Below are 22,644 nucleotides of genomic sequence, written 5' to 3' on the forward strand. Positions count from 1 at the left end.
CCTACACAAGAAAGGCCAGGAATCACTAGTACTCCTGACCTATTCATCATATACCTGTATATTTGGTTATTCGATCAGGACTAGTTTCTTCCTGATTTCATAATAGAAAAAGGCTTCAGCAGCCTTTTCCGTCGATTCCACATGCTTTTCCACTGGATACATGAATGACTTCATGTTCGTTTTCTTTGATGATGCTTTCCCAGTCAAGTGTGATTGAGCCATCTTCTTTAATGATCGCGGGAATACCTAGAAAACCATTTTCCTTTGCTTCTTGAAAGATAGAAGCGTGATCACGCAATTGAATAAATTCTTTCAGCTCTTTAACAGATGTGCATACATCAATATATGTATAAGGAATGTGGTAAAAATCTAGATTTGCTTTTGCATCCATACAATCTGGACATGTATTTGTACCATATACTTTGATCATAACAATATCCTCCTTGCGAAATATATTAATTTCTTTTTTTTGAATTGTCATTAATAACGCTTTCAATAATGCTATAATAAAAACGGAATTTTTAAGAGGTAAAAAATGAAAATTGGAGTAATTTCTCTAGGTTGTGCAAAAAACCTGGTAGATACAGAAAACGTACTGGGCTTATTGAGACAGTCCAATCAGGAAATCGTAACATCCTATGATGATGCGGATGCGATTATTGTAAATACATGTGGATTTATTGATGCGGCAAAAAGTGAAGCCATTGAAACGATTTTAGATGTTGCGGATTATAAGCAGAAAAATTTAAAGAAACTTATCGTTATGGGGTGTCTTGCGAAAAGATATAAACCACAGCTGGAAGAGGAAATGCCAGAAGTAGATCGCTTTATTTCCATTGATGAATATGCTTCCATGGGATCCATTTTAACAGAAGTATTAGGTGTAAAGATTTCTAATAACTATGGATTGACACCTAGAGTACTTTCTGGAAAACCTTGGATGGCGTATCTTGCTATCAGTGATGGATGTAATAATCGTTGTGCGTTCTGTGCAATTCCATTCATTCGTGGAAATCTGCACTCTCAGCCAATGGATAAAATTCTAGAAGAAGCAAGACGTTTAGCTTCTACAGGTGTGAAAGAAATTACACTTGTAGCACAAGATTGTACAAGATATGGTTTTGACTTTGATGGAAAATCACATTTATCAGAGCTGTTAAAAGAATTGGATCAGATTGAAGGAATTGCATGGATCCGTATGTTATATATGTATCCAGATGAAATGGAAGATGGATTGATTGAAACAATCAAGAATTCTAAACATGTACTTCCATATTTTGATATTCCAACACAACATGGTTCTAGTGCAGTATTGAAAAGAATGCGTAGAAAGACAAGTCGTGAACAGATCATTGATCGTGTGAATAAGATTCGTGAAGAAATACCAGATGCAACGCTGCGTACAACAATGATTGCAGGATTCCCTGAAGAAACTTTAGAAGAACACGCAGAAAGCTTGAGCTTAGTGAAGCAGTTGCAGTGGAATCGTTTAGGTATCTTTACATATTCTAGAGAAGAAGGCACAGCTGCATACGATATGGATGACAATGTACCACAGGAAGAAAAAGAACGTAGAAGAAAAGAAATCATGGACGCGCAGGAAATCATTGGTATTTCTCTTCTGCAGAAAGAAATTGGAACAGTACAGGAAGTATTGATTGAAAGAGTGGATCCATTAACACAGATGTATATTGGGAGAAGTGCGAAGATGGCTCCGGATAATGTTGATGGAAATGTTCGTTTTCATCCACTCAAAGATCATCAGCCTGGTGAATTTGCGACAGTAAAGATTACAAAGGTTTCTGGAGCAAATCTTATTGGAGATGAAGTTGCGTAAGAAAGTATAGCCAAAACTGGTTTAACAGATAAAATTTATAAGGAGGATAAATCATGAAGTGCTACATTGGTGTAGATCTTGGTGGAACAAATGTCAGATGTGCCAAGATCACGGAAAACGGGGAAATTCTCGCGCAGGTAAAAGGACCATCTTATGGATTAGAAGGTCCAGAAAAGGTAATGGGAAATATTAAGGATCTCATTCATCAGCTTCCAAATGTACAGGAAGCTAGTGGTATTGGTGTTTGTGTACCTGGTCCAGTAGACAAGAAGACACAGACAATGACTCTTTCAACAAACTTAAAGGGATTTAAAGGTTATCCAATGGCAAAGGAATTAAGTGAAGAATTCCATTTGCCAACATATCTCGATAACGATGCAAACTGTGCTGGTCTAGCAGAAGCACTTGTTGGTGCTGGTAAAGGTTTACATACAGTATTCTATGTAACAATTTCTACAGGTATTGGTGGTGTACTTGTTGTGGATGGAAAGACAGTCAGCGGCATGCATGGTTTCGGTGGTGAAATTGCAAATATGATCATTGACCGTGATCGTGAAAAGGTAAACTATTTAAATGCTGGTGCTGTTGAAAATGAAGCAAGTGGTACTGCAATTACACGTAAAGGAAAGCAGGCACTTCCTGAAGAAGATATCCAGCATGCTGGTAATGTATTTGATCTTGCTGAAAAGGGAAATGAAAAGGCAAAGGCAATTGTTTCTCAAATGGAAGAAGATCTTGGACAGATGTTCGCAACAATCAGTACTGTCTGTGATCCAGAAATGTTTGTGATCGGTGGCGGTATGACAAAGAGTGCTGACAAGTTCTTGCCTGGTGTGATTGAAAACTTCAAGAAGTTCTCTCATGATGCAGTACATGATACACCATTCAAGATTGCTGAATTAGATGAGCCTGGCATTATCGGTGCCGCAATGATACCTCTATCTGAAGGTGAATAATAAAAATGTGTGAGTATGAAATCTCACACATTTTTCGTTATAGCCAGTCGTAATCTCCACCTGTAATCGCAAGGCTAAGAAGCTTGTCGTATTTTTCAACGTTTTCTTTTCCTTCAATGACTTCAATGAGTTTTGCAGAAGTTGTTTCTTCTGCCATCTCATCGTCTGGTCCAATTTCCATATCTACTTCATTATCGCAGTCTGGACATTTGCATACTGGTGCAATATATTGTGAAAGAAATCTTGTATGGCACTTCTGACATTCGTAGTATCCACATCTTTCACACCCATCTTCAACATAATACATAAAAACTTCCTTCTTTCTTCAACAAATGTTAACTTCTGTATAACAAAAATACAATAATATAAACTATAATAAAGAAAGAAAATTTAAAGAGGATAATTTATCATGTATGACATCATAATTATTGGTGCTGGTATTGTAGGAACTATGCTGGCAAAAGACCTTTCACAGTACAAGTGCAAGGTTGCAGTGATTGAAAAAGAAAATGATATTGCCAATGGTGCAACAATGGCTAACAGTGCAATTGTGCATACGGGATATGATCCAGAAGATCATACGCTCAAAGCAAAATTAAATGTTGAAGGTGCAGGAATGTATGAACAGCTGTGTAAAGATCTTGCATGTAAATACAAGCAGGTTGGTGCATTTGTTGTGGCTTGTGATAAAGAGGAAGAAGAAAGACTTCATGTTCTTGGGAAAAGAGCAATCGAGAGAAATATTCCTTATGAATGGCTCAGTGGTGATGAAGCTAGAAAGAAAGAGAAAAACTTGTCTTTAAATATTACAAAGGCATTGAATTTCTATACAACTGCGATCATTTATCCATGGCAGGTTGCATGTGCATGTATGGAAGTGGCAATGGATAATGGAGTAGAACTGTATTTAAATCATGAAGTGACTGCCATTGAAAAAAGAGAAGATTCCTATCTGATTTCCACAACAAAAGGTACATTTGAAACAAAGCATATTATCAATGCTTCCGGTATTTCTGCAGATAAGATTCATCGAATGGTTGATGCAGACTGTGCCTATACAATGCGTCCAAGAAAAGGGGAATATTATGTTTTAGATAATGATATTCATTATGTTGACCATATTATTTTTCCAGTACCTTCCAGCAAAGGAAAAGGTGTATTGGCTGTGCCTACTGTGTATGGAAATACATTGCTTGGTCCAGATGCTGAAGAAAGTGAAGATACAGGTACAAGTTCTAAAGGATTGTCTTACGTAAAGGAAAATATTCAGAAGACAATGATGAATGTTCCATTTCACAAAGTGATTCGTACATTTGCAGGATTAAGACCATCCAGTACAAGCAAAGACTTTATTATCGAAGAAGTGAAAGGCTGTCATGGATTTATTGACGTTGCTTCCATCGAATCTCCTGGTTTAGCATCTGCACCGGCAATTTCTAAATATGTCATAGAACAGTTTTTGAATGATATGACGCTTGAAAAGAATAATGCTGCGGTAAAAACGAGAAAGAAACCAATTGTAATGGCTGATCTTTCAGCAGAAGAAAGAGATGCTATGATTCGTGAAAATCCATTGTATGCAAAGATCATCTGCCGCTGTGAATCCATCAGTGAAGGAGAAATCATTGACTGCATTCATAGAAATTGTGGAGCAAGAAGTGTTAAAGGTGTAAAGAAAAGAGTCAGACCTGGTATGGGAAGATGTCAAGGTGGGTTCTGTGAACCTAGAGTTGTGAGTATATTAGCGAGAGAACTTGGAATATCGGTCTTGGATGTCGTATTGGATTCTGAAGATTCTAAGATCTTAACAAAGGAGAATCGTATATGAGACATGTAAGTGCAGTAGTCATTGGTGGAGGGTGTGCAGGGTTAGCTTGTGCAAGTACACTGAAGAAAAATGGAATTGAAGATGTCGTTCTTCTTGAAAAAGATGATGAAGCTGGTGGAATCTTAAACCAATGTATTCATAATGGATTTGGTTTAACTACATTTAAAGAACAGCTTTCTGGACCTGCCTTCGCGGAAAGATTTGCGGATGAAGCAAGAGCATTGAATGTTGAAATCAAAACAGGTGCTATGGTCGTTTCAATTACAGAAGATAAGAAAGTATCATATGAAAGTCAAAAAGAAGGCTATGTGACTTTACAGGCAGATGCAATTATTCTGGCAGTTGGATGCTACGAAAGAAATCGTGGTGCGATACAGATCGATGGTATGCGCTGTGCTGGTGTATTTACTGCAGGTCAGGCACAGAGATATATCAATATAGAAGGATATATGGTTGGTAAACGTGTATTCATTCTTGGAAGTGGTGATATCGGTCTGATCATGGCGAGAAGAATGATGCTGGAAGGTGCAGAAGTATTAGGTGTTGCGGAAATCATGCCATATTCGAATGGTCTAGCCAGAAATATTAAGCAATGTCTGGAAGATTTCAATATTCCTTTATATCTTTCTCATACAATTACACATATTTATGGAAAAGATCGTGTTGAAGGTATCGATGTTTGTAAAGTGGATGAACATATGCGTCCTATCGAGGAAGAAAAGATGCATTTTGATGTAGATACTGTTTTATTGTCTATTGGCTTGATTCCAGAAAATCATCTGGCAGACAGTATTCAAATTCAGATGGATCCAAAGATCAAAGGACCAGTTGTTGATGAAAACTTTATGACAAGCGTTCCAGGTATCTTTGCGGCAGGAAATGGTTTGCATGTTCATGATCTTGCGGACTATGCCGCAAAACAAGGAACTAAGGCTGCAGAAGGATGTGTACGCTACCTGAAACAAGCATCACAAGATAATGATTATGTAAATACAAATGTGGGAAATGAAATTGGATATGTTGTACCTGCACGTCTGCATCAAAATCAGCTTCCAAAAATTGTAGAAATGTATTTTAGAGTGAGAAAACCAATCAAAAAAGGAACAATTGTGATCAAATGTGGAGATGAAGTGATTCGCTCTATTCCAAAAGAAAATCTTGTTCCGAGTGAAATGGAAATTATTCCTGTTGTGACAGATCTGATTCTTGAAAAGAAGCAAGATGTCACGATCAGTATGGAGGATGTTGTATATGCCTGAAGAAAAAGAACTTGTCTGTGTCAATTGTCCAAAAGGATGCAGAATCATTGTCACAATGGAAGATAAGAAGATTTTGTCTATCAAAGGATATTCTTGTGAAAATGGAAAGCAATACGCAGAAGAAGAAATGATTTGTCCAATGCGTGTTTTAACAACAACTGTCAAAATCAATGGTGCACCACTCAGAGTATTGCCTGTAATGAGTAATGGACCAATTCCATTAGAGAGAATGGAAGAAGCAATGGAAGAAGTAAGAAAAATCCATGTTGATGCACCTGTGAAGATGAATCAGGTACTTGTATCCCATTTCTTAGGAACAGATGTTGATCTGATTGCATCAAGAAGTATGACAAAAAAAGAAGCTTAGAATTTATTCTAAACCTCTTTTTTTATACGTTATTCATCCTGTTGAGATGTTGAACCACTGGAGCCAAGTGTAACTTGAACATCCATCTGTTTTCCATTTCTTTCGATTGTGAGTGAAATTGTATCACCAACATTCTTGTCTCTTAATACTTTTGTAAGATCAGATTGAGAATTGATTTCATTTCCATCTGCACTGACGATACGGTCATATGCTTTAAGACCAGCTTTTTCAGCACCGGAACCATTGGCTGTACCTGTAATGTATAGACCAGGTGTGTAGTTGAAGTAGTTCGAAGATACTTCCTGCAGATAAACACCAAGTGTAGCTCTATCAATGACTTTGCCATACTGGATAAGCTCATCAGCAACTTTCATTGCACTGTTAATAGGAATTGCAAATCCAATACCTTCAATGACTGTACCAGAACTTGTTGTACCAGAGTCTTTTGCATTGACAATGCCAACAAGATTACCGTTGCCATCAAACAGTCCACCACCAGAGTTGCCAGAGTTGATTTCAGCATTTGTCTGAATCAGTTCCATGGACTGGTTATTAATAACCATTTCACGGGATGGAGAAGAAATAATGCCATCTGTTACTGTACCACCTAATGTACCAAGCGGGTTGCCAATGACAACTGCAGTATCACCAGCCTGTAGTTTTGATGAATCACCAACTGTAGCAGCAGACAATTCTTCATCTGCGTCAATCTTGATGACTGCGATATCGCTTGCTGGATCTGTTCCAACAAGTGTTGCGTTATATTGCTTGTTGTCATATGTTGTTACTGTAATAGAGTTTGCGTCTTCTACAACGTGATTGTTTGTGATGATATAGCCATCTTTAGAAATGATGACACCTGAGCCTGCAGCTTGTGAAGTATATGTTCCGCCAAACATGCCATACTGTGTAGATGTCACTTCTGTAACGATTTCAACAACGCTTGGACTTGCCTTTGCGGCAACTTCACTTGTTGTTAAACCAGTTTTGGATTCATTTGAGGAAACAGTTGTTGTTGCACTTGGGGATGATTCATTTGAGTAGGTAATGCCTGTTTTACTAGAAGGTTCATTATTGTTTCCTAAGTGTGTGTAGGCAAACCATCCACCGCCAAGTCCACAGATTAAAGAGAATACCATACTGGCAATCACTGTCAGAAAGGAAAAACTTCTTTTCTTTTCTTTTTTAGGTTTTTCTACATATTCAACATTGACAGGTTCTTTTTCGTTTGTATTAAATTGAGACATCGTTGTCACGTCCTTTCTTGTTTACATGTATTATGATAAATGCGATAAGTGAAAAGAATGTGAAATCATTCTAAACACTGTAAGAATATTATACAGAGAACTTGATGTGTATACATTGAGAAAAATTGTATAAAAATGTATACTTGATGAAAGTTAGCGAGGTATTTTTTTATGACAAATACAAAATTTCCACCAATTCAAAATCCAGAACTTGAAAAGGTAATCAATGATTTAAAACAAGGAAGTACACCTGAAAAACAGGAACAGTTATCAGAAGAATTAAAGAAGGCACAATTATTGTCTCCTTGTGATTTTGACGTACAGTTTCAACAGGAACAGAACGGTACAATTCAGAATGCAAATCCATCACAGATCAAATTCTTTCTTGTTAATACAAATGACGGTAAAACATTCTTTCCAGTATTCACAAGTATTGAAAATGCAAAGTTGATGAATTTTGGAAAAGATGTACATCCAAAGCAGGTCGTTCGTCATGCGAAAGACTATGAAGTATTATTTGAAGCACCAAATACAAAAGCAGAAGGACTCATTATTAATCCAGGAAAGGACAATATTGTGATTCCTAAGATGATGGTTGCACATATTGCAGGAAAGACAGCTGCTCCTAAAACTGTTACTCCACCATCACCAGCACCATTGAATGTGCAATATGTTGAACCAACGGTATATCCTACAAAAATGGCAATGGCTGTATATGATAGAGCTGATGAAACAGAAGAGATCAAGCATGTATGGCTGAAGCAGAAAGTTGTTGGAAACCAGGGAAGTTTCATTTTTGTAGTTGAAAGTACAAGCAAGGAAGAAAGAATCTTGAATCTGATTCGTGAAGTTGCTGTACCGAATGCAAAGAATGTTCCAGTAGAAGTGATTTTTGCGGATGAAAATGTCATGAAGAACATTGTGAAGGATTCTACTGCTTTATATGATGGAGATCTGGATCTATGATCAAAGAGATTTTACAAAGTGAATATGATGAAGTGTATTCGTTTGTAAATGAGGAATGTGGAAATGAAAAGGATGCTTTCGAAAGTGAAGATGCAAAAAAAAGCATCCTTTCCTATTTTGAAGCTCATTATGAACAATATTCTTACTTTGCTTCCTTTGATGAAGGATTGAATGGTGTATTAGCATATGATGCCAATGATTTTCGTATTGCGTTTTTGTATGTGAAGAAACAGGATCGTCGTAAAGATATTGGATCTTCCTTGCTGGATGCATTGAAAGAAAAAGCATTGCAAATGAATATTGGCAGAATTACAGTACGTGCATATGATCAGCTTGTTCATTTCTATGTTGCAAATGGATTTGAAAGCAATGGTGATTCTGCAATTGTTGAACTGGAATATCTTGTTGGCAGAAGCATGATTGGAAAGAAAGTGACTGTGATTGTTGATCGTGCCTATGGCAGCTATCATCCAACATTACAGGATATGATCTGTCCATATAATTTTGGATATATCAAACAAGATACAAATCTAGAAGATGTTGAGCTGCAAGATGCGTATGTTGTTGGTGTACAAGAGCCACTTGATGAATTTACAGGGTATGTTGTAGGAATCATATACCATGGAAATGAAGCGACAAGCCGCTGGATCGTAGCACCTGCAGGATTTATTGTGAATCATGAAGAATTGATTCAATTGCTAGGTCACGAAGAACAGTTTTACGATACAAGATTTATCTGGGGGTAAATATGAAAAAAGCATTAATCAATGCAACGATTTATAAAAGTGAAAAACAGGCAATTTTGATTGAAGATAACAAGATACTGATTGTCGGTATGAATGAAGATGTACTTCAACAGATCAGTGACAGTGATGAAGTGATTGATTTGAATGGAATGTTTGTATTGCCTGGATTTGTTGATTCTCATATGCATTTAGCAGGACTTGGCTTCTATTTATCATGTGTACAGCTCGCAACATGTACTTCTTTAGAAGATATGAAAGAAAGACTGCTTGCGCGTTTATCAACATTAAAACAAGGGCAGTGGCTGATTGCACGTGGCTATAACGAAGAAACATTTACAGATGCTAAAGTGAAACCGACAAAGGATTTCCTGGATGCAATTTCTAAAGATGTACCTATCTGTGTAACGAGAAGCTGCGGACATTCTATGAGCTGTAATACAAAGGCACTGCAGCTTGCTTCTATGAATGAGAGTAAAGATGGTATTGTGGAAGAAATGGATATCAATGTTGTTCATGAAGCATGGCCAAAGGTAGATGAAAGTACATTGATTGATTATATTCAAAAGGGTATTGCATGTGCGAATGCATTTGGTGTAACAACTGTTGGCAGTGATGATTTCTTATCTATCTGCGACAGCTATGAACTGCCGCTCAATACATTTGAAAAGCTGTCATATCAGGAAAAGATGAACTTAAGAGTCAATGAACAATGTGAATTCAATGATGTTGAGGAATTCTCTAGATTCCTGGATGAAGGATATACATTTGATGTGGGAAATGATCTATTTAGAATTGGACCGCTGAAGCTTGTTACGGATGGCTCTTTAGGTGCTAGAAGCGCTGCAATGTCAAAACCATATCATGATGCACAGGATACAACAGGTATCATGAATTATTCTGTAGAAGAAATGCAGACATTTGTACAGCTGGCAAATCAATTTAACATGCCAACAATTGCACATTGTATCGGTGATAGAGCAGTTGATGATGTTTTAGAGGCATATGCAGGCAATGTGTATGAAGGAAATCCATTGCATCACGGTATCGTACATTGTCAGATTCTAAGACAAGATCAGATTGATCAAATCATTCAGAAGAAATTATCTTGTTATTTCCAGTCTATCTTCTTGTCTACAGATGCAGCCATTGTTGAAAATAGAGTTGGAGAAGCATTAGCGAAAACATCTTATCCATACAAGACACTGTATGAAAATACAATTGCTTCCAATGGATCAGATGCACCAGTAGAAATGCCGAATGCATTGCTTGGTATTGAACTTGCCATTACTAGAAATGGCATGCATCAAGAAGAAAGCTTAAGCGTGGAACAGGCAATTGATTCTTATACGATCAAGGGTGCAGAACAGTTATTCATGCAGGATCGTATTGGAAAGATTGCACCAGATTACTATGCAGATCTTGTTGTATTAGATACAGATATTACCAAAGTAGAAGCAAATCAGATTCATGAAGCAAAAGTAATGATGACTTTCATGAATGGAGAGGTCGTATTTGAAAGATGATTCGTCCTCTAGAAGAAAATGATATTTCTTCCTGTCTTGAAATCTATAACTGGTATATTGAAAACAGTGTTGCTACATTTGAAGAAACAAAATTATCGTTATCACAATTTCAGCAGCGTGTACATAGAATATGTGAAAAATATCCATATATCGTATTAGAAGAAAATCATAAAATCATAGGCTATGCATATTTAGATGCATTTCATGAAAGAAGTGCATATCAATGGACTGTGGATCTATCTATTTATTTAGATCATACATTGAAACTAAAAGGCTATGGAAGTTTATTGATGGAAGCAATACTGCTTGAAGCAGATAAACATGGTTTCTATCATGTTGTATCTATTGTAACAGAAGGGAATACTGCTTCTGAAAGGATTCATGAAAAGTTTGGATTTGAAAAAGAAGGTTTTCTAAAACAGGTTGGATATAAGCATGAAACATGGCTTGGTGTTTCTTATTATGTCAAACAAATAAAACAGACATCGTAACAGTGTTGCGGTGTTTTTTTTATTTGTTGAAAAATCAACAAATAAATATATAATAGAATAACTTGTTGAAAAATCAACAAAGGAGAGTGTATGGAAAATAGATTTGAAATGTTTACGGTTTCGATTGCGAGAATTTCTCGAGCAATTCGAAAAATCGAAAATCAGGAAATGAAAGACATGCATTTGAGAAGTTTTCATGTGGAATGTCTATATTACTTATATGCAACGGATGCAAATACAGCGACAAAGCTTTGTGAAAAGTGTGGGGAAGATAAAGCAACCATTTCTAGAACATTAGAATATCTAGAAACAAATGGTTATATTGTAAGAGAAAAAACAGAAAAGAAAAGATATAACAGTGTGATTGTATTGAGTAATCTTGGTGAAGAAACTGGGAAGCTGATTGCAAATAAAATTGAACATGTATTAATGGAAGTGAGTTTTGATTTAAAGGAAAAGGAAAGAAATACGTTATATTCCTGCCTGTTTAGAATTGCTGAAAGATTAGATGCAATTTGTGAGGAGAATGCATGATATGAATTTGATTGTGAAAGCGGGATGTCGTATTTTCCAGAAAGCGTTTCGTCTTGTAATTCCTGTTTTACCTTACCGTGAGCCAAAGATCGTAGATGCCTGTGATGATTTAAAGGAAGTATTTGAAAAAAAAAAAATTACATCTTTGCTGATTGTAACAGACCAGGGAATTATTGATCATGGATTATTGCAGCATGTGGAAGAAGCATGTAAGAAATATTGTGTTGAATATACGATTTATTCTGGCGTAAAGCCAAATCCAACGGTAGAAAATGTGGAATGTGGTCTTCATCTGTATCAAAGCAATCAAAGTCAAGCAATCATTGCGATTGGCGGTGGTTCTTCTATGGATTGTGGAAAAGCCATTGGTGCATGTATCGCAAATCCAAAAAAGAAAGTGAAAGATATGAAAGGAATCTTACGTGTCATTCATAAGCTTCCACCATTGATTGCAATCCCTACAACGGCAGGTACAGGAAGTGAAGTCACGCTTGCTTCTGTTATCAGTGATCCAAAAAATCATGACAAGTATGCTTTGATGGATTTTCCTTTGATACCGCATTATGCAGTACTGGATCCTAAAATGACATATACGTTACCAAAATCACTCACGGCTACAACAGGCATGGATGCATTAACACATGCCATTGAAGCATATATTGGTGGTTCTACAACACCTAAAACTAGACGGCTTGCACTAGATGCGATAAAGTTGATATATCAGAATCTATGGATTGCGTATGAAGATCCTCAAAATGAAGTGGCAAGAAGAAATATGTCTTTGGCTGCATATCAGGCTGGACTTGCTTTTTCTATGTCATATGTTGGGTATATTCACGCAATTGCACATTCGCTGGGTGGGCAATATGATATTGCACATGGATTAGCAAACGCTGTTGTAATGCCATATGTTTTAAAAGCGTATGGACACCGTATTGATCGTAAAATGCATGATATTGCACTTGTTGCCGGAGTAAGCAATGAAATCGATCGTGATGAAGATGCATGCAGGAAAATGATTGCATCCATTGAAGCATTGAATCAAAAAATGCATATTCCATCACATATAGCAGAAATACAGGAAAAAGATATTCCTTCTTTAGCAAAACATGCTTCTAAGGAAGCAAATCCATTGTACCCTGTTCCTGTTTTATGGAATGCGAAAGAGCTTGCACCACTGTATCGACAAATCAAAGGAGAGTAGAAATGGATCTATCAAATATCTACAACATACAGAAAAATTATTTCTTGAGGGAAAATACATTGTCGGTTTCTTTTCGAAAGCAGCAGTTAAAGAAGCTGTATGAAGCAATCAATCGATATGAAGATGCAATTGTGGATGCTTTAAAGAAAGACTTAGGCAAAAGCAGAGAAGAAAGCTATATGAGTGAAATTGGCATGGTGAAAAGTGAAATTTCGCATATGTTAAAACATGTTTCTTCCTATGCGAAAAGACACTATGTACCTTCACCACTTGCACAGTTTGTTTCTGTGAGCTATACAAAAGCTGTTCCTTATGGCGTGACATTGATCATGTCACCTTGGAACTATCCATTTCTTCTAACATTAGATCCATTGGCATGTGCCATTGCGTCTGGAGATACGGCAGTTTTGAAGCCATCTCCTGCTTCTCCATTTACAAATCAAGTGATGAAAAAAATCATTTCTGAAAACTTTGATGAAAGCTATATTACACTTGTCCAAGGTGGTATTGAAGAAGCAAATATTCTTTTGGAACAGCCATTTGATTTTGTGTTTTTTACTGGCGGATCACAAACTGGGAAAATCGTAAATATGAAATGTGCAGAGCATTTAACACCTTGTATTCTAGAACTTGGGGGAAAGAGTCCCTGTATTGTTGATGAAAGTGCAGATATTGATCTGAGTGCAAAAAGAATTGTGTTTGGAAAATTTCTGAATTGTGGTCAGACATGTGTTGCCCCAGACTACATACTTGTACATCGTTCGAAAAAAGACGAGTTGATCAAAGCACTGCAGAAAGAAATTGTAAAACAGTATGGTGAACATCCATTAACAAGTGATATTTATGGAAAAATCATTCATCCAGGACAGTTTGAAAGAATTCGAAAAATGATGGATCCTGATAAAATCGTTTATGGCGGCACGTGCGATGAGAAAGCATGCAAGATTGAACCAGCAATTATGGATGACGTTACATGGGATGACAGTGTCATGCAGGAAGAAATCTTTGGACCACTTTTACCTGTTTTAACATATGATGATTTTGATGAAATGATGGATACTTTAAAAACAAAACCACATCCATTGGCATTCTATCTCTTTACAAAAAACAAGAAACATATTCAAAAAATGGATACAGAAATGATCTTTGGTGGAGGATGCATCAATGATACGATCATTCATCTGGCAAGTAACTATCTTGGCTTTGGCGGGGTAGGAAACAGTGGTATGGGAAAATACCATGGAAAAGATGGTTTTGATGCCTTTTCTCATACAAAATCTATTGTAGACAAGAAATGCATCATTGATCTAGCAATGCGTTATGCACCATACGAGAATGCTTTCTATAATAAATTAATTCGATTTTTTATGAAATGAAAAGAAGAAGTTCTTCTTTTTAAATGTTGTATTTTGCTAAACCAATATACTGATATCCACTTTCATCAATAACATTCTGAATTTGATCTGAATTTAAATCATGGTTTGCGATAATTGTGACTTGTCCCTTTGTATGAGAGGAAGATACTTTAATGACATTAAAATGATTACGGATTGCATCGTTGATATTTGCTTCACAATGACCACACTGCATGCCTGCAACTTCAACAACGATCTTTACTTTTCCTTTTCCATTGTATGTGGATTTCTGTACTGTATGTTTTCCTTCATGAAAAAATCCTCTGACAATTTTGATGCCGCCAATCATCATGATTCCAATGATGACTAAGATAATAATGTCTATAGTATGTAATGGTACGTTTACTTTCATAAATTTTCCCCTTTTCAGTTAGTTTTAACTAATTTAGTACGGTACAAGAAAAAAATCAATGAACATGCTATGATTATTTTGATGAAAAATGTAATTTTAGCAGGTGTCTGCATCAAAGATGATGCAAAAGTATTTCAAATGAAAATGGATGAATGTATTGCTTTATGTAATGCATGTCAATTAAATGTTGTTGAAACAATTACACAGTCAGCAAATTCCATGAATACAATCAGTGCCTTCCGTAAAGGAAAGTTAGATGAATTGCGTATTCTTGTGGAAGAATTGGATGCTGATTTTGTTGTGTTTTATAACAGTCTCAGTGTGCAAATGGCAGAAAGAATCAGTGCTGTTGCTGGATGCAATGTGATTGACCGTACAGCATTGATCTTAGATATCTTTTCCAGCCGTGCACGCAGCAGACAGGCAAAGCTGCAGACTGAAATGGCACGATTGCAGTATGATCTTCCACGTTTATTAAACAGCGACAATGACCGTGAAAGAGAAAGAGGTGGAGGTGTAACAAATCGTGGTTCTGGTGAAATGCGTTCTGCAATTGTTGCACGGAAATATCAGAAACGGATCCAGGATCTCAAGAAGGAATTAAAGAAAATCGAATCACAGAGGCAGATGGATGAAAGAAGAAGATCCAAGACATTATTAAGAAGAGTGGCTTTGGTCGGCTATACAAATGCTGGGAAGTCCAGTTTTATGAATTGTCTGATTCAGAATACAGAAGCCAGTGGAAATGAAGTGCTTGAAAAAGATATGTTATTTGCAACATTGGATACATCTGTAAGAAAAATTGTCTATGATAAGAAAACGTTTTTTCTCTATGATACGGTTGGATTTGTTTCAGATTTACCACATACACTGGTTGAAGCATTCAAGAGTACATTAGATGCCGCAAGAGATGCGGATCTGCTTGTAGAAATTGTTGATGTAAGTGATGATGATTATGAAACAAAGATGGAAGTAACAGAAAATACGCTGCGTGAAATTGGTGCTGGAGAAATTCCAATATTACGTATCTTTAATAAAGTTGACTTATTGAAAGATACTTCACGTCTTGAAGGAATCTGTGTTTCTGCAAAAAATGGCGATCATATGGATCGTGCAATGAAAGAAATATTAAAAATGTTATATCCAAGTGAAGAAAGCATGTATTGTTTGCTTCCTTATGGTAAAATCTATATGTTTGATGAATACAGGCAAGTGCTTCAAATAGATGTAGTCAAACAAGATGAAGAAGGTATGACATTATATTTACAAGGACCTTCTGACTATATTCATGCATTTGATCTGTATCAGATAAGAGAGGGACAGTTATGAGTAAGACAGTATGGGAAAAATTGAATGATTCTCAAAAAGATGAATTGATGCAATTCAACAAGGAGTACATTGATTTTCTAAGTGTTTCTAAAACTGAAAGAGCATTTGTAAACAATAGTATTGCACTTGTTGAAAAGGCTGGATTCAAAAATCTAAGTGAAGTGACAGAATTGAAACCTGGAGATAAAGTATACTCCACAAACAAAGGTAAGAATATTTTAGCTTTCATTATTGGTAAAGAACCTATCCGTAATGGTTTAAACCTTTTAGGAGCACATATTGATTCCCCACGTACAGACTTAAAACAGCATCCATTATATGAATCTAATGGTCTTGTATTATTAGATACACACTACTACGGTGGTATTAAGAAGTATCAGTGGGTTGCTCGTCCAATGGCACTTGTTGGTGTTGTTGTGAAGAAAGACGGCACAGTTATTGATATCAACATTGGTGATGATGATAATGATCCAGTTGTTGGAATCAGTGATCTTTTGATTCATCTGGCAGCTGATCAGATGTCTAAGACAGGTGCAAAGGTTGTTGAAGGTGAAGCATTAGATGTATTGGTTGGTTCTATTCCTAAGAAGGATACAGAAAAAGATCCTGTCAAGGCTTATATCTTAGATCTATTAAAAGAAAAGTATGATATCGAAGAAGATGATTTCATTTCTAGTGAAATTGAAGTTGTTCCTGCTGGAAAAGCAAGAGATTATGGTCTAGATCGTTCTATGGTCATGGGATATGGTCATGATGATAAGGTATGTGCATATACTTCTTTACGTGCTGTTTTGGATTTTGAAGGAACACCTGATAGAACTGCCTGTGCAATCTTGGTAGACAAGGAAGAAATTGGTTCTGTTGGTAACACAGGTATGCAGTCTGCATATTTTGATCATGTAATTGCTAAGATGCTTGCAATGCAGAATGAATCTTCACTTGTTGCATTCAACGATACAATGGATAACTCAAGAATGTTATCTAGTGATGTATCTGCAGCATTTGATCCACTATATCCAGAAGTTATGGAAACAAAGAATGCTTCTTTCTTTGGAAAGGGTATCTGCTTCAATAAGTATACTGGCTCTAGAGGTAAAGGCGGCAGTAACGATGCGAATGCTGAATACATGGCTAAGATCCGCAAGATCATGGATGAAAATGACTGCTACTTCCAGACATGTGAACTTGGCAAGGTAGACGTTGGTGGAGGCGGAACAATCGCTTACATCATGGCTAACAAGAACATGGATGTCATTGATGCTGGTATTGCGGTACAGAACATGCATGCTCCATGTGAAGTTGTATCTAAAGCAGATGTATACGAAGCTTATAGAGCTTACATTGCATTCTTAAAAGATATGGATTAATCCTGAGGACACTACAAGGTGTCCTTTTTTTACGATATAATTGACACATAGAATCCATGGAGGTTGAACGTGAGTAATTCTAAAGTAGTTATTAATGATAAAGGTGTAGAGTTTTTAAAGAATGGGCAGATGTGGATGTATTCGAATAATCTAGCATCTGATATATCGCATTTAGAAAATGGAAGTGTTGTAGATATTGTTACGGAAAAGGATGCATATTTAGGTACGGGATATCTGTGTAAAGATTCTCATATTACGGTGCGTATCTTTTCTAAGAAGCATGAAACGATTGATTATGATTTCTTTGAAAAAACAATTGCAGAAGCATGGGAGTTTAGAAAAACTGTAGAACCAGATAATCTAGATAACTGTAGAGTGATTTTTGGAGAGGCAGATGGATTGCCAGGCCTTACCATTGATCGCTATAACAGTGTTCTTGTATCACAGATCACATGTTTTGGTCTAGAAAAGAATAAGGCAGTTTTATATCAGGCGTTGTTGCATGTTCTGCGTGAAGAAGGTATTGAAGCTATCTATGAAAGAAATGATGTGAAGTCTCGGGAAAAAGAAGGACTTTCTTTATATAAAGGCTTTTACTATGGTGAAGCTGATACCGTACAGGTAATTCATGAAAATGGCCTGAAATTGAATGTAGATATTGAAAATGGGCAGAAAACAGGCTATTTCCTGGATCAGAAATCGAATCGTGTACTAGTTCGCCATCTTGCAAAAGGAAAGACAGTATTAGACTGTTTTACACATACAGGTGGATTTGCATTAAATGCAGCTTTAGGAGAAGCAAAGCATGTGACTGCAGTAGATGTTTCTAATACAGCATTAGAAGAAGGTAGAGCGAATGCAAAACTGAATGGCTTGGAAAATGTATCTTTTGTACAGGCAGATGTATTTGATTATCTTGATACGTTGAAACATCATCAATTTGATTTCATCATTTTAGATCCACCAGCTTTTACAAAATCTAGAAGAACAGTTATGAAAGCCTATAATGGATACAAGAGAATCAATATGCAGGCAATGCATGTATTAAGAGATGGCGGATATCTTGCAACGTGTTCCTGTTCTAGATATATGGAATGTGACCTGTTTGAAAAGATGCTGAGAGAAGCAGCACAGGAAGTTGGTGTAACTTTAAAACAGATTTCCGTAACACAGCAGAACGCAGATCATCCAATTCTCTGGAATATGGAAGAAAGCAGCTATCTGAAGTTTTATATTTTTCAGATTGTATAGAAAAATTGAGGTAAAAGAATCATGAAAGAAGTAATGGATTATGCTACAGGAATCCAGCATGTAGGAATTCCTTGTAAAAGTATTGAAGAAACAAAAGAGTTTTATGAAAAACTAGGTTTTTATATCAAGCATGAAAAGACAATACGTGATGGAAAGCAGAAAGTCTGCTTTCTTGAATATATGGGACTTGTATTAGAGTTCTATGAAGATGAGGTTGCTTTAAAAGCAGGCGCAATTGATCATATCGCAATTGATGTGAATGATATTGAAGGTTGCTATGCATTATGTAAAGAACAAGGCTATACAATTGTAAGTGATGGGATTGAACAGTTGCCGTTTTATGACAACGGTGTCCGTTTCTTTATTATCCTTGGTCCAAACAATGAACGTTTGGAGTTTAATGAAATTCTATGAGACTGATGATTGTTAGACATGGAGATCCAGACTATATCCATGATTCATTGACAGAAAAAGGGAAAAGAGAAGCAGAACTTCTATCTAAACGTCTGGCAAAAATGGATATTCAGGAATTTTATCAGTCACCATTAGGAAGAGCACAGTTGACAGCTTCTTATACTTTGCATGAAATGCATCAAGAAGCTGAAACGTTAGACTGGCTGAGAGAATTCGATCCTAGAATCATTCGTCCTGATCGTATACTTCGTAAGTCTGTTGCATGGGATTGGCAGGTAGAAGACTGGACAAAAGATTGTCGTTTCTATGATTATGATCATTGGTATGAAAATGATGTTATGAAACGCGGAAATGTAAAAGAAAGGTATCAATGGGTTTGTGATAACTTTGATGTATTTCTAAAAGAACATGGATATGTGCATGATGGAAAGCTTTTCCGTGTAGAAAAAGGAAATCATGATACGGTTGTATTTTTCTGCCATTTTGGAGTGGAATGTGTTTTATTATCACATTTACTGCATATTTCACCAATGATATTGTGGCAGGGCTTTGTAGCCGCACCTTCTTCCGTTACAATTGTACATACAGAAGAAAGAAGAAAAGGCATTGCAGCCTTTAGAATTGCACAATTTGGTGATATTTCACATTTATATGCTGCAGATGAACAGCCATCGTTTGCGGCTAGATTTGTGGAATGTTATGAAGATGATGGACAACATTAAGGGAGAATCATTATGAAAGTCATTATGTATTTTGTTCGACATGGACAAACAAGATTAAATGAAAAAGGTAGAATGCAGGGAGTATGTGATTCCCCATTGACTACACAAGGAGAATTGCAGGTAGAAAAGACACGTGTTGCGTTAAATAATGTCTTTTTTGATGCGGTATATTCTTCTCCAAGCGGAAGATGCCAGCAAACTTCTAGAATCATTCTAGAAGGAAGAAATCTAGAACCTGTGATTATAAACAATCTGCATGAAATGAATTTTGGTACATTTGAAGGTACGAGATTTACATCACATTCTGAAGAAATTACACGTTGCTTTGATACAAATGATTTTTCTAGTGCGAATGGTGAAAATCCTGCAGAAGTGGAAGATAGAATCTTACAGTCACTGGATACAATTCTTTCTAATGCTCATGATAATGATCAGGTATTGGTTGTTACGCATGGAAGTTATTTAATGACAATGCTGCGTTCCGTATTTAACGTTGATATGGATAAGCTTTTTCCACGTGCGTTAGGAAAAGGTAATCCTATCCCAAATGCTTCGATTATGCGTGTGGAATATGAAGATGGAAAGTATATAGTTACAAACCTTCCAACAGAACCACAGCTGTATGAAGATCCAATCGTAAATAAAACGTTACATTTCTACTTTGTAAATCATGGTCAGACGTTGTTTAATCAATACAATCGCATGCAGGGGGTTACGGATTCTCCAATAACTGAAAGAGGCATGAAAGAAATACTGGATTGTGCGGATGCTTTAAAAGAGATTCCTTTTGCATCTATGTATACATCTCCACTATTGAGATGCTATGAGACTGCTTTAAAGATTGCACATGATAGAAATAGCGATCCTGTTGTATTAGATGGGTTAAAAGAAATTGATTATGGTGAATTTGAAGCCGTTGTACGTGATTCATGGCTCAAAGAAATCAAAGAACATAGAGCGAAGCATGATGACTGGAGTGATGTAAATGGAGAAAGCAAAGATGCATTTGAATTGCGTTTCCATCACACTTTACAGAAGATTATTTCTGCAAACAAAGATGGTTCAAACATCTTGCTTGTTTCTCATTCAGAATATTATAAGAGATTGCTTGAAATCTTGTTTGGTCTTGATGGAGAAGAAGCAATGATGGAAATGAGAAGACAAGGAAAACAGCCACATCCATATGGTGGTATCTTCCGTTTTGATTATGTGAATGGAAAATTTGAGATTGTTTCCTATATGTGTACACCAGAAGAATTCAAAGAAGAACAATAACAAAAGATGCCAGATTTTGGCATCTTTTATCGTTTTTCTAGTGAAATGTATTGTTTTTCATCTCCAACGTATTTATATGCAGGACGGATAATACGATTCGCAAACTCAACTTCTTCCATACGGTGTGCGCACCATCCAGCAACTCTAGATATCGCAAAGATTGGTGTAAATAATTCTTCAGAAATACCAAGAATTCGATAGACAAGACCTGAAAATAAATCTACATTTGCACATACATTCTTTGTGCTGCCTTTTAATTCTTTGAATACAACAGGAGCAAGCTTTTCAATCTGACATAAACAGTCATATTCTCTCTGCATTCCTTTTTCATAGGCAAGATCCTTGGAATGTTTTTTCAGGATTTGTGCTCTTGGATCACTTTTTGTATATACTGCGTGGCCGATTCCATAGATGAGACCACTATGATCACCAGCTTCTTTATTAATGATCTTTGTAAGGTAATCCTTCATTTCTTCATCTGAATGGACATCTTTGACATTGGCTAAGATTTCATCAAGCTGCTTCATGACCATCAGATTTGCTCCACCGTGTTTTGGTCCTTTTAAAGAAAGGATTGCAGATGCAATAGCAGAATATGTATCTGTACCAGTAGAAGATAAGACACGGGTTGTAAATGCAGAGTTGTTGCCTCCGCCGTGATCTGCATGTACGACCATGCATAAATCTAATAATCTTGCTTCTTCTCGTGTATAGTTCTGATCAAGGCGGTACATTGCCAGAATATTTTCGGCGGTAGATAAACCCGGCTTTGGATAGTGAAAGTACAAAGATTCATGATCATATGCATGTTTTTTTGTCTGGTATGCATATACCATCATACTTGGCATTTCCGCAATCAGGTTAATAGATTGTTTGATGACATTTTCTAAGCTTGTATTTTCAGCTTCTTCATCATAGGAATACATCGCAAGAACACTTCTTGCCATCTTGTTCATTAAGTTTGGAGAAGGGGCTGCCATGATTTGTGTTTCCGCAAATCCATCTGGAAGTTCTCGGTGTGTTTCTAGAATGCGACGAAAGTTATCAAGCGTTTCCTTGTTTGGAAGAGATCCAAATAATAACAGCCATGCAACTTCCTCAAATAAGAAACGATCTTCTGTGATTGCTTCGTTGACAATGTCATTCAGATCAATACCTCGATAGATCAGTTTTCCATCAATTGGAATAATATTGTTGTTTTCATCTCTTTGATATCCGATGACATCACAGATATTTGTAAGTCCCGCAAGAACACCTGTTCCATCGGCATTTCTCAATCCTCTTTTTACACCTAGTTTTTCACTGATTTCTGGATCAATGAAATTATTTTTGCGATATGCATCGCATAATACTTTTAAATCTTGATTCGTTAAATCTTGCACGTCTGGATAGATCATAACCATTCACCTCATATGATTTCTATTGTATTGAAATAATTTTCATTTACAAGTAGGCTATATTAGCAAAATGGTGAATTCAAGAAATAGAATAAATGAAAAGATCATCTTTCTTCATGTCAGCAATACGGAAGAAATCTGTGATCTGATGCATTCTTTTCTTG

23 protein-coding genes are annotated in these 22,644 nt (G+C 36.4%); 18 read left to right on the plus strand and 5 right to left on the minus strand.

Features of this window, described 5'->3' with window-relative positions; genetic code table 11:
- Positions 1–115: 115 nt before the first annotated feature.
- Positions 116–430 (minus strand): glutaredoxin domain-containing protein, encoded by a 315-nt coding sequence (locus ACTND6_RS07245; protein WP_441023275.1) that lies wholly within the window; start codon positions 428–430, stop codon positions 116–118.
- A 105-nt stretch (positions 431–535) separates the two neighbouring features.
- Between ACTND6_RS07245 and rimO the strand changes: the two genes are divergently transcribed.
- Both rimO and ACTND6_RS07255 read left to right on the plus strand, forming a co-directional pair.
- Positions 536–1,837, plus strand: a complete 1,302-nt coding sequence (rimO, locus tag ACTND6_RS07250; protein WP_441023272.1) for a 30S ribosomal protein S12 methylthiotransferase RimO — start codon at positions 536–538, stop codon at positions 1,835–1,837.
- Positions 1,838–1,890: 53 nt separating this feature from the next.
- The gene (locus ACTND6_RS07255; protein WP_178176816.1) at positions 1,891–2,793 is read left to right on the plus strand and encodes an ROK family protein; all 903 of its coding nucleotides are present in this window, start codon (positions 1,891–1,893) and stop codon (positions 2,791–2,793) included.
- Between the two features lie 37 nt (positions 2,794–2,830).
- Here ACTND6_RS07255 and ACTND6_RS07260 read toward each other — a convergent pair whose 3' ends face one another.
- On the minus strand, positions 2,831–3,100 hold the full coding sequence (locus ACTND6_RS07260) for a hypothetical protein (RefSeq protein ID WP_320078970.1): 270 nt from the start codon (positions 3,098–3,100) through the stop codon (positions 2,831–2,833).
- 102 nt (positions 3,101–3,202) lie between these two features.
- Here ACTND6_RS07260 and ACTND6_RS07265 point away from each other — a divergent pair, with 102 nt between their 5' ends.
- The 3 genes from ACTND6_RS07265 to ACTND6_RS07275 are packed head-to-tail and all read left to right on the plus strand — an operon-like array spanning position 3,203 to position 6,247.
- Positions 3,203–4,621, plus strand: coding sequence for an NAD(P)/FAD-dependent oxidoreductase (locus tag ACTND6_RS07265; protein ID WP_441023267.1), 1,419 nt, complete (start codon positions 3,203–3,205; stop codon positions 4,619–4,621).
- Complete coding sequence (locus ACTND6_RS07270; protein ID WP_441023265.1) at positions 4,618–5,880, plus strand: NAD(P)/FAD-dependent oxidoreductase; 1,263 nt, start codon at positions 4,618–4,620, stop codon at positions 5,878–5,880. The genes ACTND6_RS07265 and ACTND6_RS07270 overlap by 4 nt, the downstream gene beginning before the upstream one ends.
- Positions 5,873–6,247, plus strand: a complete 375-nt coding sequence (locus ACTND6_RS07275; RefSeq protein ID WP_178176819.1) for a DUF1667 domain-containing protein — start codon at positions 5,873–5,875, stop codon at positions 6,245–6,247. The genes ACTND6_RS07270 and ACTND6_RS07275 overlap by 8 nt, the downstream gene beginning before the upstream one ends.
- A gap of 29 nt (positions 6,248–6,276) precedes the next feature.
- Here the strand turns inward: ACTND6_RS07275 and ACTND6_RS07280 are convergent, their stop codons facing one another.
- The gene (locus tag ACTND6_RS07280; RefSeq protein WP_441023263.1) at positions 6,277–7,494 is read right to left on the minus strand and encodes a S1C family serine protease; all 1,218 of its coding nucleotides are present in this window, start codon (positions 7,492–7,494) and stop codon (positions 6,277–6,279) included.
- A gap of 171 nt (positions 7,495–7,665) precedes the next feature.
- Here ACTND6_RS07280 and ACTND6_RS07285 point away from each other — a divergent pair, with 171 nt between their 5' ends.
- The 7 genes from ACTND6_RS07285 (at position 7,666) to ACTND6_RS07315 (ending at position 14,334) form a co-directional block, all read left to right on the plus strand.
- Positions 7,666–8,460, plus strand: a complete 795-nt coding sequence (locus ACTND6_RS07285; protein ID WP_441023261.1) for an enhanced serine sensitivity protein SseB C-terminal domain-containing protein — start codon at positions 7,666–7,668, stop codon at positions 8,458–8,460.
- Positions 8,457–9,206 (plus strand): GNAT family N-acetyltransferase, encoded by a 750-nt coding sequence (locus ACTND6_RS07290; RefSeq protein WP_441023259.1) that lies wholly within the window; start codon positions 8,457–8,459, stop codon positions 9,204–9,206. The genes ACTND6_RS07285 and ACTND6_RS07290 overlap by 4 nt, the downstream gene beginning before the upstream one ends.
- A 2-nt stretch (positions 9,207–9,208) precedes the next feature.
- The gene (locus ACTND6_RS07295) at positions 9,209–10,729 is read left to right on the plus strand and encodes an amidohydrolase (RefSeq protein ID WP_441023257.1); all 1,521 of its coding nucleotides are present in this window, start codon (positions 9,209–9,211) and stop codon (positions 10,727–10,729) included.
- Positions 10,726–11,220 carry an N-acetyltransferase family protein gene (locus tag ACTND6_RS07300; protein WP_441023255.1) on the plus strand — a complete coding sequence of 165 codons (495 nt, stop codon included), beginning with the start codon at positions 10,726–10,728 and terminating at the stop codon, positions 11,218–11,220. The genes ACTND6_RS07295 and ACTND6_RS07300 overlap by 4 nt, the downstream gene beginning before the upstream one ends.
- Positions 11,221–11,310: 90 nt before the next feature.
- Positions 11,311–11,754: a MarR family winged helix-turn-helix transcriptional regulator gene (locus ACTND6_RS07305; protein ID WP_441023253.1), complete on the plus strand. Its 444-nt coding sequence runs from the start codon at positions 11,311–11,313 to the stop codon at positions 11,752–11,754.
- Between the two features lies 1 nt (position 11,755).
- On the plus strand, positions 11,756–12,958 hold the full coding sequence (locus tag ACTND6_RS07310) for an iron-containing alcohol dehydrogenase (protein ID WP_441023251.1): 1,203 nt from the start codon (positions 11,756–11,758) through the stop codon (positions 12,956–12,958).
- A 2-nt stretch (positions 12,959–12,960) separates the two neighbouring features.
- Positions 12,961–14,334, plus strand: a complete 1,374-nt coding sequence (locus ACTND6_RS07315; protein WP_441023249.1) for an aldehyde dehydrogenase — start codon at positions 12,961–12,963, stop codon at positions 14,332–14,334.
- 19 nt (positions 14,335–14,353) lie between these two features.
- Here the strand turns inward: ACTND6_RS07315 and ACTND6_RS07320 are convergent, their stop codons facing one another.
- Positions 14,354–14,725, minus strand: coding sequence for a heavy-metal-associated domain-containing protein (locus ACTND6_RS07320; RefSeq protein WP_441023247.1), 372 nt, complete (start codon positions 14,723–14,725; stop codon positions 14,354–14,356).
- A gap of 81 nt (positions 14,726–14,806) precedes the next feature.
- Between ACTND6_RS07320 and hflX the strand changes: the two genes are divergently transcribed.
- The 6 genes from hflX (at position 14,807) to ACTND6_RS07350 (ending at position 21,083) form a co-directional block, all read left to right on the plus strand.
- A complete protein-coding gene (gene hflX / locus ACTND6_RS07325; RefSeq protein ID WP_441023245.1) occupies positions 14,807–16,054 on the plus strand; it encodes a GTPase HflX in 1,248 nt (415 codons plus the stop codon).
- Entirely contained in the window at positions 16,051–17,421 is a 1,371-nt protein-coding gene (locus ACTND6_RS07330) for an aminopeptidase (RefSeq protein WP_441023243.1), read from the plus strand. The genes hflX and ACTND6_RS07330 overlap by 4 nt, the downstream gene beginning before the upstream one ends.
- A 63-nt stretch (positions 17,422–17,484) precedes the next feature.
- Positions 17,485–18,672 (plus strand): class I SAM-dependent rRNA methyltransferase, encoded by a 1,188-nt coding sequence (locus tag ACTND6_RS07335; protein WP_441023241.1) that lies wholly within the window; start codon positions 17,485–17,487, stop codon positions 18,670–18,672.
- Between the two features lie 21 nt (positions 18,673–18,693).
- Positions 18,694–19,086, plus strand: coding sequence for a VOC family protein (locus ACTND6_RS07340; RefSeq protein WP_441023239.1), 393 nt, complete (start codon positions 18,694–18,696; stop codon positions 19,084–19,086).
- Complete coding sequence (locus ACTND6_RS07345) at positions 19,083–19,808, plus strand: histidine phosphatase family protein (protein WP_441023237.1); 726 nt, start codon at positions 19,083–19,085, stop codon at positions 19,806–19,808. Before ACTND6_RS07340 ends, ACTND6_RS07345 begins: the two co-directional genes overlap by 4 nt.
- Positions 19,809–19,820: 12 nt before the next feature.
- A complete protein-coding gene (locus tag ACTND6_RS07350; RefSeq protein ID WP_441023235.1) occupies positions 19,821–21,083 on the plus strand; it encodes a histidine phosphatase family protein in 1,263 nt (420 codons plus the stop codon).
- Between the two features lie 26 nt (positions 21,084–21,109).
- Here ACTND6_RS07350 and ACTND6_RS07355 read toward each other — a convergent pair whose 3' ends face one another.
- Entirely contained in the window at positions 21,110–22,480 is a 1,371-nt protein-coding gene (locus ACTND6_RS07355; RefSeq protein WP_441023233.1) for a citrate synthase, read from the minus strand.
- Between the last annotated feature and the right edge of the window lie 164 nt (positions 22,481–22,644).

This window comes from Bulleidia sp. HCP3S3_C9 (assembly GCF_052064035.1).
Classification (GTDB): domain Bacteria; phylum Bacillota_I; class Bacilli_A; order Erysipelotrichales; family Erysipelotrichaceae; genus Bulleidia.